Source organism: Kiloniellales bacterium (assembly GCA_030066685.1).
GTDB lineage: Bacteria > Pseudomonadota > Alphaproteobacteria > Kiloniellales > JAKSBE01 > JAKSBE01.
Genome location: JASJBF010000032.1, coordinates 122,167 through 137,697, shown reverse-complemented (window position 1 = coordinate 137,697; position 15,531 = coordinate 122,167). Strand labels below are relative to the sequence as shown.

Sequence of the window (15,531 nt, the reverse complement as noted above, 5' to 3'; positions counted from 1 at the left end):
CTTACCCGAGCAGGGCCCTTAGCTGGCCGACGCAGCCCGGCCGCTCGCCGAACAGGAAGTCGACCCGGTCGGCAAGGAGCGACAGGATGAGGTCGTCGTAGCTCATGCCGTAGGCGGAGAGGCTGGCGGCCACCAGGCTGGTCTGATCGCGGCTGGGCGCCTTGAGGTCCGGCTTGGGGTTGGCCTCCAGGATCTGGAGCCGGCCGGCGCGGTCTGCCCGGACGTCGAAGCGGATCAGGCTCTCGATGTTCATCTCGCGGTAGATGTTGCGGGCGAGGTTCTCCAGTTCCTGCACGACCCCGGCGTCGCGCTCCTTGTCGAGGACGCGCAGCCGGTCGCCGGTGATCGGGCGCAGGTCCATGGAGGTGACGATGCGTTCATCGGGCTGGAAGACCCGCTCGATGGCGCAGACCACGAAGGGGTTGCGATGGCGTGTGAGTTCCCGGCGCTCGGCGGTGACGTAGCCGCTGACCGCCACGCAGTATTCCCGGCCCGGCAGATAGGGCTCGATCATCACGAGGCTTTGGGTCGCCTCGTGGACGGTCGCCACGGCCGCCGGAAGCCCGTTGCGGGTCTCGACCCAATGGACGTTGAGCGAGGCCCGGCCGGACACCGGCTTGACGATGAAGGGTCCCGTGTGCTCGCCGAGGACCTGCCAGAAGCGTTCGTGGGTCGTGGGATCGAAGGGACCTTCCGCCATATTCCAGGTGACGAAGGGGGCGGTCGGAAAGCCGAGGGCCATCAGAAAGCGCTTGAACACGTCCTTGCGGTCCAGGATGCCCGCGGTCATGGGATCGTGGCCAACGTAGGGTATCCCCATCATCTCCAGCATCGACGCGGCATGGCTAAGCGGGCTGTAGCCCTGGACGCCGCCGGTGTTCAGCCAGGCCATATGGATGCCTTCCTCCGCGAGGCGCCGGCCGAGCTGCATGTCGTCGGGAATCACGCTGACCTTGGGGCAGCCCAGCCGGCGGAGCGCGCCCGCAATGTCCTCGGCGACGCTCTTGTAGCTTTTCCAGGATCTCGGGTTTCCGGTCTGGTTGATGACCGCCCCGTCCACCGTCTTGTCGCCGCCATGGATCACGGCGATGTTCATCCGGTCCAGCAGCCTCTCCACGCCACTTTGCAGGGCCCGGGTCGACCCGAGCGGCCGGTCTTCCCAGGTGCTGCGTGGCTGCGACTTGGCAGCGGAAAGCATGTAGGCGGGCGATGCGGTCATAGCGTCTACCTCAGGCAGAGTCCCGGGCGGCGAAGAGAGCCAGTCATTATTGCTTTTTTATTTTAATTATCAGTTTTCAAAACTGGCGGGGTCTTCGGACTACCCATTTGTAATTATCCGGTTCATCTTATCTCTGGCGGCCGCGGGGCGGTGGCGTTCCGGTGGCGGTCTTTTCGAGGCTTGCCGATTGACATCTTGAACCGGGTTCCGCTGGTCTCCGGTGTGTCAAAAGTCATGACTTCTGATCGGTCGAACGTGAAGAAGTTCACTTGGAATGTCAATAGAACCTTTATTAATTACTTGATTTTTATTTTAATTATTCAGTAACTATATTTGGATGCCTGGGCCCTTGAAGGGTGCCTGAGGCGCGCGCGATGGGTTGCCCGTCCGGGGCTGACGGCGGCCCTGGCCGACCGCCGCCTGGGTCCCGCGGGTCTCTCCGGAACCCGTGATGACGCGGGTCTTCGGCAGGACCAGCGTCGCCCTGGTGCCGACCGCGACCTCGCTGGTGAAGCTCAGGGTGGCGCCGTGCATCTTGGCGATGGCCATGGCCAGGGGAATGCCCAGTCCCAGTCCCGCGAAGCGGCGGCTCAGCCTGCCGTCGAGCTGGGCGAAGACCTCCTTTGCCTTGGAGATGTCTGCAGGGGCCATGCCGATCCCGGTATCGGCGATCGACAGAACGGCGTGGCCGTCAGGATCGACTTCGGCAGCGATATGGATCCGGTCCCCGGCGGTCGTGAACTTGATGGCATTCGATGTCAGGTGCCACAGCAGGCGCCTCAGGCGCTCCTCATCGCCAAGCAGAAGAATCCGGTCCTTGAGGGGCGCGAGCACGAGCTCGGCCCCGCCGGGAACGGCGAGCGCGCGGGCATCCTCGGCGACGTCCTCCAGAAGACGCGCGAGGTCGACGTCGCCTTCGGAGAGCTGCAGCTCGCCGCTCTCCAGCCGCGTGAACTCAAGGATGTCGTTGATATGCCGCAGAAGCTCCTGGCCGCTCGCCAGGATGTCCTTGGCATAGTCGAGATAGTTCGGGTTGGCGACCGGCCCGAGGCGCTGATCCGCGATGATCTCCGAGAAGCCGATGATCGCGTTCAGCGGGGTACGCAGCTCGTGGCCCATGGTTGCCAGGAACTGGGTCTTGGCCCGGTTCGAGCACTCCGCCTGGTCCTTGGCCTCGCGCAGAGCCATCTCGGCCTTTTTGATCCGTGTGGAATCCAGGATGAGTCCGTCCCAAAGGACCGAGCCGTCGGCCTCCTTGTGCGGCCGCGCGATGGCATGGGTGTACTTCGTCTCGCCGCTGGCCGTTATGATCTGGGCTTCGACGTCCCAGAGCGACAGCGTCTTCGAGGCCGCCAGAAGCCGGTCTCGGAACCCCTTGCGGTAGTCCGGGCCGTGACAGTTGAAGAGCGCCTGGGAGTCTGCGAGCACCTCCTCGGGCGTGAGCCCGAAGAGGTCCTTCGCGCCATCGCTGATGTAGGTGTAGAAGATCTCGCCCTCCGGGGTCACCTTGCGCTGGTAGACCACCCCCGGAACGTTGGCGACGAGCGATTCGAAGCGCTGGTTGGCGCTGCGGAGCTGGGCCAGCAGGCGCGTCTTGGCATGGCTGGCTTGTTCGGCCTCTTCCTTGGCCCGGCGCAGTTCGACCTCGGCCTCTTTGGTCCGCGTCGCGTCCAGGATGATGCCTTCCCAGATGACCGAGCCGTCGCCCCGGCGATGCGGGCGCGCGCTGTCGTGAATGTAGCGGCGGCGCCCGTCCAGCGTGGTGATCCAGCTTTCGTGCTCCCACAGCGCCAGTGACTTGGAGGCATCGATAAAGCGCTGCCTCAGCGGTGCGCCGGCCTCCATTTCGTAGCAGTCGTGCAGGGTCTCGGCGTCGGCCAGCGCGGCTTCGGGTGCGATCCCGAAGACGTCGCGCAGGCCTTCGCTCAGGAAGGTGTAGCGGAGCCTGCCTTCCGCGGTGACCTGCAACTGGTAGACGACTCCGGGCAGGCTCCGGGACAGCGTGGTAAACCGCTCGCTGGCTTGGCGGCGGACTTGCTCGCGGCGTTGTTGCTCGACGGCGATACCGGCAATCCTGGCCAGCTCGGTGATCGCCTCAAGGTCTTCCCCGGCCAGCTCGCGGTCGTCGCGGTATTGGACCGACAGGATCCCATGGTTCTCGTTCTGCGGCCCGCGGATCGGCTCGCTCCAGCAGCGCAGAGCCGCGCCCGAAGGATGCCGCTCTCGCCGGGCTTCGGTCCCGGCGACGCGGTGAGTCGCCGGCTCCGGCCGCAGCAAGCCGGTCCCTGGGCCGGCCGGCGATTCCGCCATCATCGGCGCCCGAGGGGCGCTGCCGCGGCGAGGTTCGGTCCAAGAGCCAAGAACCTCCGGATCGCTCAGCTCGATCGTGCAGCGACCACTTCGGACACTGCGTTCGGCAATCCGCACCAACTGCTGAAGAACTTGGTTCAGGCTGGCGCCGCTGGCGATCAGTTCCAGGACCTCGTTCTGCGCGCGAAGCCGCTCGAGCTGTCTGTCCAGCGCAGCGGAGGGCCTTTCGGCCACCATCGGTTCGAGGGCCTGGACCCGCCTTCCGCTCCGGCCTCCGGCCACCAGGGCCAGGCCGTGATCGGGGTGTCGATTCTCTGGGCGTAGTGCCTTGACCATGACGTCCTGCCTCCGCGCGGCGAAGATCGGTGGCTGGTCGAGTCCGGACCTGGACTCAGGAAATCGAATCTTGGCCGATACCTGAGCCAATTCGGCAGCTTGGGCGTAAAGAACTATTCATGCTTTAGAAAAGATGAATAAAAGTTGAGTAATTGTCAAGAACAACTTCTTATTTACTAGCTATATTTACTTTATTCTGGGATCGATTCAGGGGGCCGGCCGCAGGCGCGGCATCGGAACGGGCCCCGCCACCGGCGAGGCCGCGGTAGGTCCGGAAAGGCGGTCCAGGTGGTCTTCGCGGTCGATTGCGCCGCGTGGCTTCAGCCGCGCATCCGCTCGCCCTTGGGGTCGAAGAGCGGCGCCTCGATCAGGCGTGCCTTGCGCCGTTCGCCCAGGATCTCGATCTCGACCTCGCAGCCGGGGGCGATAAGCTCGACTGGCAGGAAGCCCAAGGCGACCGACTTCTCGACGTAGTGGGCGTAGCCGCCGGACGTGACGAAGCCGACCACCGCCCCGTCCTTCCAGATCGGCTCGTCGGCCCAGACGTCGGCGTCCGCGGCCTCGACCGTGAAGCTGCAGAGCCGCCGCTCGGGCCCGGCCGCCTTTTCCGCCAGGGCCGCTGCCTTGCCGATGAAGTCGGCCGGCTTGTTGTAGGCGACGAAGCGGTCGAGGCCGGTCTCGGCGGGCGTGTAGTCCGGTTTGTACTCCCGCAGCCAGGACCCGAAGCCCTTCTCCAGCCGCAGGCTCATCATCGCTCGCATCCCGAAGGGCCTGAGCCCGAGATCCTTCCCGGCGTCTTCCAGGGCATAGTAGAGCGCCAGCTGCTTGGCGGCCGGGACGTAGATCTCGTAGCCCAGGTCGCCGGTGAAGGTGACCCGCTGGACGATGGCCGCGCAGGGACCGACGTCGATTTCGCGCACCGCGAGGAAGGGAAAGGCCTCCTTCGAGACGTCGGCCAGGGTCAGCCGCGCCAGCAGCTCGCGCGAGCGCGGCCCGGCGATCTGGAAGCCGATCAGTTCCTGGCTGAGGTTGCGGACCTCAACCTCGGGCACCTCGGTGGCCCGATGCGGCAGGTGCTGCCGGAACCAGCGCAGGTGATAGGCCTGCGCGCCGTAGGAGGCGGTCAGTTGGAAACGCTCTTCGGCCAGGCGCGAGATCGTGAAGTCGCCGATCAGCCTGCCCTTGGGGCTGAGCATCGGCGACAGGGCAACGCGGCCGACCTCCGGGATCCTGCCGGCCATGATCCGGTCCAGCCAGTCGGCCGCAACGAGGCCGGTGACCTCGTACTTGCCGAAGTTGTGGATCTCGTTGATGCCGACCGCCTCGCGCACGGCGCGGCATTCCTCGCCGACCGGCTCGAAGGCGTTGGAGCGCCGGAAGCTGGGGGTCTCGAAGCGCGCCTCGCCCTCGGGCGCGAAGTAGTTGACCGCCTCCATGCCGTAGCCCTGGCCGAAGACCGCGCCCTGCCGCTTCCAGACCTCGTAGGCCGGCGTGGTCTCCAGGGGCCGGCCGGCCGGCAGCTCCTCGTTCGGATAGGAGACCGCGAAGCGGCGCTGGTAGTTCTCGCTCACCTTGGCCCGGGTGTAGGCCTCGGTGCAGTAGTTGCCGAAGCGCGCAACGTCCATGGCGAAGACGTCGCGCGAGGGCTCGCCCTCGACCATCCATTCGGCCAGGGTCAGGCCGACCCCGCCGCCCTGGCTGAAGCCGGCCATGACCGCGCAGGCGGACCAGAAGTTCCTGAGGCCCGGCACCGGGCCGACCAGGGGGTTGCCGTCCGGGGCGAAGGTGAAGGGGCCGTTGATGATCCGCTTGACCCCGGCCTTCTCCAGGACCGGATAGCGGTGATAGGCGACCTCCAGGATGTCGCCGATCCGCTCGAGCTTGTTCGGCAGCAGGTCCTGGCCGAACTCCCAGGGCGTGCCCGCGACCGCCCAGGGCTCGCAACTCTGCTCGTAGAAGCCGATCACCAAGCCGCGGCCCTCCTGGCGCAGGTAGGATTCGCCCTCCGGATCGAGGACATGCGGATGCTCGCTGTCGCGCTCGTAGATCTCGGGGATGTCGTCGGTCACCAGGTACTGGTGCTCCATGGGGTGCAGCGGCAGGTAGATGCCGGCCAGGGCGTTGACCTCTCGGGCCCAGAGTCCGCCCGCGTTGACCACGTGCTCGGCGTGGATCGTGCCTTGCTCGGTAACCACGTCCCAGGTCCCGTCGCGCCGGTGGGTCAGTTCCACAACCCGGTTGCGGAGGTAGATCTCGGCGCCCTGGAGCCTTGCTGCCTTGGCGTAGGCGTGGGTCGTGCCCGAGGGGTCGAGATGGCCGTCCAGGGGATCGTAGAGCGCGCCGAGCACGCCCTCGGTGTTGACGATCGGCGCCAGCTTCTTGATCTCCCCCAGGCCGATCAGCTCGGTTTCCAGGCCCATGTGGCGGTGCATGGCGCGCGCCGCTTTCAGAAAGTCCATGCGCTCCGGCGTGGTTGCCAGGGTCATGCCGCCGGAATGGTGCAGGCTGCAGGACTGCCCGGAGATCTCTTCCAACTCCTTGTAGAGGCGGATGGTGTAGCCCTGCAGGGCGGCCATGTTGGTGTCGGCGTTGAGGGTGTGGAAACCGCCGGCCGCGTGCCAGGTCGAGCCGGCGGTCAGCTCGGCGCGCTCGATCAGGGCCACGTCCGTCCAGCCGAACTTGGTCAGGTGATAGAGGACGCTGCAGCCGACCACGCCGCCGCCGATCACTGCGACCCGTACCTGTGACTTCATGCCTCGGACCTCCGCGTTCTGTCGCCGGCGCTCCGCGGCCGGCACGTCGAGGCGGATCTTAGACCGCCGGCTCCGCGCGCGGCAGTGCCGCCAGCGACATCTGGGGTCGGCGAGCGACCTCGATTCGGCAAGCAGGGTAAGAACGGGCCGCCCGTTTGGCGGGCGGCCCGCTGCAGGCGGCCGGTTCGGGAGGGGGACCTAGATGGCCGCCCGCCTGCGCCGGATCTGCTTGTAGGCGACCGGCAGAAGCGAGAGCAGCGCCAGGCCGACCAGGGCGATGACGATCCGCGGCGTCACGATCGCGGAGGTCGAGAATTCGCCGCTGGCCTCGAAGACGCTGCCGAGCCCGGCGCCGACCGAGGCGAAGACGAAGGTGCCGGGAATGATGCCGACGAAGGTCGCGACGACATAGGTGCGCAGGGGCACGCCCAGGAAGGCCGGGACCAGGTTGACGACGAAGAACGGAAACAGAGGGATCAGGCGCAGCACCAGCAGGTAGCTGAAGGCGTTCTCCCGGAAGCCGGCCTCCATTCGGTGGAAGAAGGGCCCGGCGCGCGCCCGCAGCAGGTCGCCCAGGGCCGTCTTGGCGACCAGGAAGATCGCCGTCGCCCCGACGGTCGCGCCGATCAGGGTCCAGAGGCCGCCGAAGGCCGTGCCGAAGAGGAAGCCGCCGATCACGCTCAGGAAGGCGCCGCCCGGCAGCGAGACCGCCGTGCTGACCGCGTAGGCGAGGATGAAGACGATCACGGCCAGCGCGGCCTGGTCCTGGACGAAGTCCAGAAGCAGCGCCCGGTTCTCGCGCAGCGCCTCGAAGGTCAGGTACTCCTTGAGGCCTAGCGACCAGGCCGCCGCCGCCAGGCCGAGCAGGAACGCCAGGGGCAGGAAGCGCCGGAGCGCGCTCGGCCTGCCAGTGGTGCGGGCCAGGTCTCGGGTCTTGGCTTCGGTCACGGACATGATCGTCTCCTTCTCAAGCGCGTGGCGGCCGGTTACGGCCGCGCCGCTTTGGGCGTCGCGCATCGTCTTCACGTCAGGGCAGGCGCTGTAGAAGCCCGACCAGGCGGCGGGTCCGGGGGCCGAAGAGCGCCTCCGTGAAGTAGGCGCCGGCGGCGCGCTTGTTGATCTCGCCGAGGGTCGGGTAGGGCGCGATGATCCCGGCCATGGCGCCGATCTTGAGTCCCTGGGTGATCGCCAGGACCCAGGGCTGCAGCAATTCGCCGGCGTGGCGGCCGACCAGGGTGACGCCCAGGATCCGGCCGCGCTTGCCGGTCACGACCTTGACGAAGCCTTCAGTGGCGCGCTCTGCCTGGGCCCGGTCGTTCTCGGCGAAGGACCAGCGCGACACCCCTACGGCCTCGCCGTGCCGCTCCCGCGCCTCGGCCTCGGTCAGGCCGACCTGGGCGACCTCGGGGTCGGTGTAGGTCACCCAGGGCACGGCGTTGTCCTTGACCTTGGCCGGTAGGGCGAAGAGCGCGTTGCGGATGACGATCCCCGCGTGGTAGCCGGCCATGTGGGTGAACTGGTAGCCGCCAATTACGTCGCCGATGGCGAAGATCTTGCGGTTGCTGGTGCGCAGGCGGCTGTCGACGACAATGCCGCGGGAGGAGAAGTCGATCTCCGCCGCCTGCAGGCCCAGGCCGTTGACGTTGGGCCGACGGCCGGCGGCGATCAGGAGATGCGATCCCTCGATCTCCCGGGACTCGTCCCCGGCCTTGACGCTGGCGGCGATGCCGTTGCCCTTCCGGGCCAGGGACTCGATCCGGATGCCTTCGTGGACGTCGACGCCTTCCGCGATCAGGCGCCGGCGCACGACCTCCGCGGCCTCCGGGTCCTCCTTGCCCATCAGGCTGGCGACCTCGAGCAGGGTGACGCGGGCGCCCAGGCGGCGCTGGGCCTGGGCCAGCTCGGCGCCGATCGGGCCGCCGCCGATGACGATCAGGTGGCCCGGCCGCTCCTTGAGGTCGAAGATGGTCTCGTTGGTCAGGAAGGGCACCTCGTCGAGGCCCGGGATCGGCGGCAGGGCCGGGGAGGAACCGGTGGCGATCACGAAGCGCCGGGCGCGGATACGATGCCCTTCGACCTCGACTTCCTTGGGCCCGGTAAAGCGGGCGGCGCCCTTGATCACCCGGACGCCCAGGCCCTCGAAGCGCTCGACGGAGTCGTGCGGTGCGATGGCCGCGATCACGCCGTGGACGTGGCCGTGCACCTTGGCGAAGTCGATCTCCGGCTCGTGGCCGTTGACCCCGAAGACGCCGCTACGGCGGACGGTCTCGGCCGCCTCGGCGGCGGCGATCAGGGCCTTGGAGGGGACGCAGCCGGTGTTCAGGCAGTCGCCGCCCATCTCGCTCTTCTCGATCAGGACGGTGCGGGCGCCCATCTGGGCCGCGCCCGCGGCCACCGAAAGGCCGCCGGAGCCGCCGCCGATGACGCAGATGTCCGTGCGGAGGATCTCTCCCATTTCCCTTGCTCCCATCAGCTTGGCACGGACGCGCGGCGGCCGTGCCGCGCGCCTTGGCCGTGGGTCAGCTCTTGACGACGATGCGGTAGTCCGGGGTCGGATTGAGCGGGCAGGAGTAGAGGTATTCGCCCTCGGTCAGCTCGATCTCGTAGTCCCGGGTCACGCCCCGGGTCAGCCCGCCGCCCGAGACGCTGTTCTTGACGAAGCGCCCGAGGCCCTCGCCGCCTAGCCAGAACCCGAGCTCGTAGGGCACGTCCTCGTTGGTCACGCGGAAGATGTACTTGCCGGGCTTGAGCTCCAACTCCTTGGACCCGGCCAGGCGCTCATCCCCGCTTTCGGCATTGACTGCCTCGCAGTCCGCCTTGCTCCGGGTCTCGAAGCCGTGGTCGACGCCGTTCTCCGACTCGACGAACTGGCAGGCGGTCTGGGTCAGTTCGATGATCTGCGGTTCCGCCGTCGCCCCGCCCGAGGCGGCACCGAGCGCCAAGAGGCCGGCGGTGAGTGCCAAAGTGGCGGTGGTCCTAGGCATGGCGTGGGTTCCTCTCCATAGCTGCAGCCGGGCCAGGCAGGCGACGGTCATGGGAATTGGCACGGTTTTCCTTCTCGTCATCAGGCTCCCAACAGGCCCGACCTCTAGCTATCTGGGGTAGCGCACGGCCCTTACACCCTCGCTGACGCGAAAGTTATGGCGGCCTCAGATCCTGCACACGGCTTCGTGAGCGGAGCTGCGGCAGGCCCCGCCGTGGGCGTTTGCGAAGCCGCATCCTTCGGCAAGGGACGCCGTCCCGGACGCTGCGAGAGACCTGGGGTGGAATCCTGGCCTTGAGAGACCGGCCGATTCGCAGCGGAACGCCCGGAGGGACGATTTGCGGTTCTGCTTTCAAGCCTTGCTGGGCTAACATCCGGCTCGAAACGGGAATCTGTCTGGGGAGTCTTGCCTATGGGAGTCTGGCATGGAGAGCTTTAGACGCGCGGCCGGCATCGCCGCGCTCGCCTGTTGCTGGATCTCGGCGGCGCCGTCGACCCTGCTGGCCGAGGACGATCTTCGTGCGCGCTTCATGACGATCTGCAAGGACGACGTAAACCGGAACAATCCCATATGGACGGCCGAACAGACCGAGAAGCTCTGCACCTGCCGCACCGACATGCTCATGGCCGAGCAGTCGAAGGATGACGTCAGTCTGATCGTCAAGGCCGCCGAGGCGGACGATCTGATGTCGATTCCCGCGAAGCTGATCGACGAAGACTTGCGCTACGTGCGGATCTGTACCGAGAAGCTCAAGAAGGCGCCTTAGCCGATCGAGGTGGCTTCGAGGCGAAGACTTGGCCTTGCGCATCGATGTCGATGCCCGCTTTGCCTTCGTAGCCCTCGGGCACGCAACGGCTTTGCGTGAATCGGATAGAACCGGGTTTCGACGAAGGCTACGCTAACCCGTTCTCAGGTTGGCGATGGACTGAAGAGCGTCAAGCGAGGCTGCGTGTCGGTGCATTCGAGATGCCAGTGAGGTTCTTGCGAGCTGATCCTATTCCGATGCGCTCAAAGCTTGCGTCTGTCCCCGTGCCTACCGGGAGGCGCAAACCGGATCAGGCGACGGTTTCTGGACCTGATCGAGGCCCGCCCTCTCGGTGCTACCGAGGCCATCGGTTCGGAGCGACCTGCGCGAGGAAGAGGTGAGTCTGGGGGGCGATTTGGTTCTACGCGCGATGCATGCGTCAAGGGTATCGAGACCGCGGCTCGAGTTGGTTTCTAAGCCCGCTCTCGGCTGCGAAGAGGTGCCGCGAAGCGATGCCAAACGTCATGCTGAAATTGCGGCGCGCGCCGCCCCGACAGGTTCAAGTGTCTCGCTTTCTCCTAGGCGTGCGAAGCCGCAGCGCGCGCTGCGCTCGTCCTTCAGACCAGAAGCCTTGCAGTGCGGCCAGCCGAAAGGCCGCAGTCGCCGAACCGAAGGGGAATTCGTCCTCGCGCCCATCGGCAGGTGGGGCTGCGAACGGCGCCGGACGAATATCGAGGGGGTCCGCCCAGGGCTCTGCAAGCGTGTCGTTGGTAAAAAACGATACGAATATTCAGGGGGAACGCCCAGGAGCGTTAGAAGCAATGATGTCGAGAAATAGCGCCGCCCGACTCCTTCTTTTCTTTTTCACCGCCGGCTTGCTGGCCGGCTGCGAAGATCCGCCGGTCGAGGAGGTCATCCGCCCTGTCCTCGCGACCAAGGTCGGCGACATAGAGGGTTTCCGGCGCGACCGCTTCCCCGGCCGCGCCAAGGCCAAGGAAGAAACCAACCTGTCGTTTCGCGTCTTCGGCCCCGTGATCACCCGCGCCGTAGACGTGGGTGACCGCGTGAAGAAAGGCGACTTGATCGCGCAAATCGATCCCACCGACTACGAGGTCGCGCTCGAGAACATGAAGGGCCGCCTGGACAAGGCCAAGGCCGACAACGTGTTTGCCAAGGGAGAGTTCAATCGGGCGAAGAGAATCTTCAAGGAGGATCCCGGTGCCGTCAGCGAGACCTACGTCGAACAGAGACGGATGGAGCAGAATGCGACCGCAGCCGAGATCCGAACCCTGACTGCCAACGTCGAACGGGCCAGGCTGGACCTCAGCTACACCACATTGCAGGCACCCTTTGACGGCACCATCGTGGCGACCTACGTCGAGGCCTTCGAATATGTAAAGGCACAGCAGCCGATCGTGCGGCTCGTCGACAAATCGCAGGTCGAAATGGTGATCGACGTGCCCGAGGGGCTGATCACCCTCGCGCCTTTCGTCGAAAAGATCACTGTGGTCTTCGATCCCTACCCCGACATCGAGCTCGAGGCGACGATCCAGGAGATCGGCAGGGAAGCCACCGAGGCCACGCGGACCTATCCTGTCACCCTGGTCATGGACCAGCCAGACGGTAAGGAGATTCTGCCCGGTATGGCCGGCATCGCCACCGGCTATGCGCGCCTGCCCGACGATCCGACCGAGGCCATCAAGGTGCCCACCCATGCGGTGGCGTCCGATCAGTCAGGCCAGCCATACGTCTGGGTCCTGAAGCCCGAGAGCGAGCCGCCCGAGGGACGCTCGATTACGCGCGTCAAGGCGATCGCCGAGAAGCGCGAAGTCCAAACGGGCAGGATTACCGGGGCTGGAATGCTTATCAAGTCGGGTCTCGAGGCCGGGGAGTGGGTCGCCACGGCCGGCCTCTACACCTTGCGCGACGGGCAAGAGGTCTATCTGCAGCCGACCCACGGAGAAAAGCGGTCATGAACCTTACCGAGTACGCGGTCAAGAACACGGCAGTCTCGTACTTCGTCGCCGCGCTCATCATCGTCGGCGGGGTGGGCAGCTACTTCACCATGGGCCATCTCGAGGATCCCATATTCTCGGTCAAGAAGGCGATCATCATCACGCCCTATCCGGGTGCGGACCCGGAGGAGGTGGAACTGGAGGTCACCGACCGAATCGAGAAGGCGATTCAGGAGGTGCCCGAGCTCCGGCACACCAACTCCCATTCCTATCCCGGGCTGTCCGTCATCAAGATCGACACCCACCAGCGCTACTGGCGCGACAAGCTGCCCCAGGTCTGGGACGACCTTCGCAAGAAGATCCGGGACAAGCTCCCCGAGTTCCCGCCGGGCGTGGGCAAGGTCGACATCTCCGACGACTTCAACTTCGTCTACGGCTTCGTCCTGGCCGTGACCGGGGACGGGTTCACCTACAAGCAGCTCGAGGACTATGCCGACGACCTGAAGAAAGAGTTCAGCCTCGTGGACGGCGTCGCCCGCGCCGAGCTGTGGGGCGTCCAGGAGAAGGTCATCTACATCGACGTCGCCGAGACACAGCTGGCGGCGCTGGGGCTGACCGCCGAGAACTTCGTCGAGACGCTTCAGGTCCAGAACAAGGTGCTCGATTCGGGGTTCCTGGAGGTCGGGCAGGAACGCATGCGCATCGCGCCGACCGGCAAGTTCCTCGACCCAAGCGAGATCGGCGAGCTCTACCTGCGGCCCTACGGCCCCGAGATCGCAGGCCAGCGTCCGCCTGTAACCGGGCCCTATGCGGCGCAGCCGACAGGGCCCACCGCCGCGCGGCCGACGCCGACGGGTCCGGCCAGCAGCGGCGGGTTCCGCAACGAGCTGATCGCCATCAAGGACATCGCCACCGTCCGGCCCGGCTACAAGGAGCCGCAGGACGACTTCATGCGGTTCAACGGCAAGCCCTCCATCGCCATACAGATCGCGGCTGTCGAGGGCACCAACATCGTGCAGGTAGGCGAGAACCTGGAGAAGCGTATCCAGGAGCTGAAGGAGCTGTATCCCGTCGGTATCGAAATCGGAAAGGTGGCCTGGCAGTCGACCCTGGTGACCAACGCCATCCAGGCTTTCATGCTGAACCTGGTCCAGTCCGTCGTCATCGTGCTGGGCGTGCTGGCCCTCGCCATGGGACTGCGCATGGGTATCGTCATCGGGACCGGCATGGTTCTGACCATCGCCCTGACCTTCATCGGCATGGGCATGTTGGACATGAACCTGCAGCGCATGTCCCTCGGCGCGCTGATCATCGCCATGGGGATGATGGTGGACAACTCCATCGTGGTCGCGGAAAGCGCTCAGGTGAAGATCGACCAAGGCATGGATCGGGTGAAAGCCTCGATCGAAGCCGCGGTGAAGCCCGCGACGGCGCTGTTCGGCGCCACCGTGATCGCGAGCGCTACCTTCTATCCCGTCTATGCCTCGGACACCGATGCGGGCGAATACTGCGTCGCCCTGTTCATCGTCGTGGCGCTTTCCTTGTTTGCCAGCTGGCTCATCGCGGTGACCCTGACGCCCTTGCAGTGCATCGACATGCTGAAGCCGTCCAAGGCGGCGCAGGCAGACGCCGGCGAAGGTTGGCTGAAGCGCGGCTTCCGCGGGTCGCTTCAATTCTGCCTGCGGTTCCGCTGGCCCGTGCTGGGCGTCATTGGCGGGGCGTTGGCCGTCGCCTTTGTCGGCTTCGGCCAGGTCAAGCAGATGTTCTTCCCGGACGCATCGCGACCTCAGTTCATGGTCGACTTCTGGTACCCCAACGGCACCCGTATCGAGGATGTGTCGAAAGGTATTCGGCGTGCCGAGACCTATCTCATGGAGGCCGAAGAGGTGGAGAATATCTCCTCCTACATCGGTGGCGGACCGCCGCGTTTCTACCTGCCGGTGGACCCGGAGAGGCCCTTCACGCCGCATTACGCAGAGATCGTGGTCAACACCCACAGCTACGAAGAGATCTTCCCCATTGTGGAAAGGCTCGAGCCCTGGATGGAAGAGAACTATCCGGAGGCGGTGACCCGGGTCCGCTGGTACGGCGTGGGGCCCAGCGAGACCTGGAAGCTCGAGTGGCATGTGACCGCCCCGGCGGTGGCCGACCTGGACGTGCTCCGCGACATCACGGACCAGATGGTGGACATCCTCCGTGACTCCCCGATATCGAAGGAAGTACGGACCAATCTGAGCAACAAGGTCAAGCGGGTCGTGCCCGTCTACTCCCAGGAGCGCGGTCGCTGGGCGGCGATCACCCGCGAGGACCTGGCCCGTGCGACGCGCCGCGCCTACGACGGCCAGCAGGTCGGGTTCTACCGCGAGGAGGACGACATTTATCCGATCGTCCTCAGGCACACGGAGGACGAGCGGCGCCAGGCGACTGAAATGAACAACCTGCAGGTGCACGGAAGGTTGATGGCCAACACGGTGCCGCTTTCCGGGGTGACCAGGGAGATCAGGTTCGATTGGGAGGAGCCCGCCAACACGCGTTTCGATCGCCGCCGAGCCATCACGCTCCAGGCCGAGCCGAAGGGCACCACCTATCCCGTGCTCAAGCAGGCCGTGCTCGAGAAGATACGGGCGGTTCCGATGCCGCCGGGCTACGACATCTACTTCGACGGCGAGGACGAAAGCACCCTCGATGCGACGGAGTCGCTCAAGCCCGGGGTCATTCCGGCCTTCGCCGTGGTGCTGCTCACCCTCATCCTGCTCTACAACGCTTACCGGCCGGTGATCATTATCGTCCTGACGGTGCCCTTCGTCTTCATCGGGATCACGCCGGCCCTGCTCGTGGCCGACGCGCCCTTCGGGTTCGTCGCCATCTTGGGCGCCATGAGCCTCTCGGGAATGATGATCAAGAACATCATTGTCCTGCTGGACGAGATCAATCTCAACCTCGAGGAGGGCATGAAGCCCTACGATGCCGTCATCGAAGCGACGATGGCGCGCGCCCGGCCCGTGGTCCTGGCGGCGGCCACCACGGTGGGCGGCGTCTCCACCATCGCCACCGACGTTTTCTGGAGCGCCATGGCGATCACCATCATGGGCGGCCTGACGGTCGGGACCTTGCTGACGCTGTTCCTGGTGCCGACCCTGTATGCGGTCTTCTTCAACGTCCATCCGGATACGCCGGCGACCGTCAAAGCGGAGGCTGCACCGGCGACCGCTTGACGTGAGACTTCCAC

9 protein-coding genes are annotated in these 15,531 nt (G+C 65.9%); 3 read left to right on the top strand and 6 right to left on the bottom strand.

The features are described from left to right. Position 1 precedes the first annotated feature (1 nt). The 6 genes from QNJ30_18845 to QNJ30_18820 form a co-directional block, all read right to left on the bottom strand. On the bottom strand, positions 2–1,219 hold the full coding sequence (locus tag QNJ30_18845) for a hypothetical protein (GenBank protein ID MDJ0945531.1): 1,218 nt from the start codon (positions 1,217–1,219) through the stop codon (positions 2–4). Between the two features lie 327 nt (positions 1,220–1,546). After that, complete coding sequence (locus QNJ30_18840; protein MDJ0945530.1) at positions 1,547–3,865, bottom strand: ATP-binding protein; 2,319 nt, start codon at positions 3,863–3,865, stop codon at positions 1,547–1,549. Positions 3,866–4,185: 320 nt separating this feature from the next. Beyond that, positions 4,186–6,618, bottom strand: coding sequence for an FAD-dependent oxidoreductase (locus QNJ30_18835; GenBank protein ID MDJ0945529.1), 2,433 nt, complete (start codon positions 6,616–6,618; stop codon positions 4,186–4,188). Positions 6,619–6,816: 198 nt separating this feature from the next. Continuing rightward, positions 6,817–7,572 carry a TVP38/TMEM64 family protein gene (locus QNJ30_18830; GenBank protein MDJ0945528.1) on the bottom strand — a complete coding sequence of 252 codons (756 nt, stop codon included), beginning with the start codon at positions 7,570–7,572 and terminating at the stop codon, positions 6,817–6,819. 73 nt (positions 7,573–7,645) lie between these two features. Continuing rightward, positions 7,646–9,073: an FAD-dependent oxidoreductase gene (locus QNJ30_18825; GenBank protein MDJ0945527.1), complete on the bottom strand. Its 1,428-nt coding sequence runs from the start codon at positions 9,071–9,073 to the stop codon at positions 7,646–7,648. Between the two features lie 64 nt (positions 9,074–9,137). After that, positions 9,138–9,602, bottom strand: coding sequence for a hypothetical protein (locus QNJ30_18820; protein MDJ0945526.1), 465 nt, complete (start codon positions 9,600–9,602; stop codon positions 9,138–9,140). Positions 9,603–10,026: 424 nt separating this feature from the next. Here QNJ30_18820 and QNJ30_18815 point away from each other — a divergent pair, with 424 nt between their 5' ends. The 3 genes from QNJ30_18815 (at position 10,027) to QNJ30_18805 (ending at position 15,517) form a co-directional block, all read left to right on the top strand. Beyond that, positions 10,027–10,368 carry a hypothetical protein gene (locus tag QNJ30_18815; GenBank protein MDJ0945525.1) on the top strand — a complete coding sequence of 114 codons (342 nt, stop codon included), beginning with the start codon at positions 10,027–10,029 and terminating at the stop codon, positions 10,366–10,368. A gap of 746 nt (positions 10,369–11,114) precedes the next feature. After that, positions 11,115–12,323 carry an efflux RND transporter periplasmic adaptor subunit gene (locus QNJ30_18810; protein ID MDJ0945524.1) on the top strand — a complete coding sequence of 403 codons (1,209 nt, stop codon included), beginning with the start codon at positions 11,115–11,117 and terminating at the stop codon, positions 12,321–12,323. Further along, positions 12,320–15,517, top strand: coding sequence for an efflux RND transporter permease subunit (locus tag QNJ30_18805; protein ID MDJ0945523.1), 3,198 nt, complete (start codon positions 12,320–12,322; stop codon positions 15,515–15,517). Before QNJ30_18810 ends, QNJ30_18805 begins: the two co-directional genes overlap by 4 nt. Positions 15,518–15,531 lie beyond the last annotated feature (14 nt).

Bases quoted from the DNA above. Each gene is read 5' to 3' on its own strand.
- QNJ30_18845 (MDJ0945531.1), bottom strand. From the start codon at position 1,219: ATGACCGCATCGCCCGCCTACATGCTTTCCGCTGCCAAGTCGCAGCCA.
- QNJ30_18840 (MDJ0945530.1), bottom strand. From the start codon at position 3,865: ATGGTCAAGGCACTACGCCCAGAGAATCGACACCCCGATCACGGCCTG.
- QNJ30_18835 (MDJ0945529.1), bottom strand. From the start codon at position 6,618: ATGAAGTCACAGGTACGGGTCGCAGTGATCGGCGGCGGCGTGGTCGGC.
- QNJ30_18830 (MDJ0945528.1), bottom strand. From the start codon at position 7,572: ATGTCCGTGACCGAAGCCAAGACCCGAGACCTGGCCCGCACCACTGGC.
- QNJ30_18825 (MDJ0945527.1), bottom strand. From the start codon at position 9,073: ATGGGAGAGATCCTCCGCACGGACATCTGCGTCATCGGCGGCGGCTCC.
- QNJ30_18820 (MDJ0945526.1), bottom strand. From the start codon at position 9,602: ATGCCTAGGACCACCGCCACTTTGGCACTCACCGCCGGCCTCTTGGCG.
- QNJ30_18815 (MDJ0945525.1), top strand. From the start codon at position 10,027: ATGGAGAGCTTTAGACGCGCGGCCGGCATCGCCGCGCTCGCCTGTTGC.
- QNJ30_18805 (MDJ0945523.1), top strand. From the start codon at position 12,320: ATGAACCTTACCGAGTACGCGGTCAAGAACACGGCAGTCTCGTACTTC.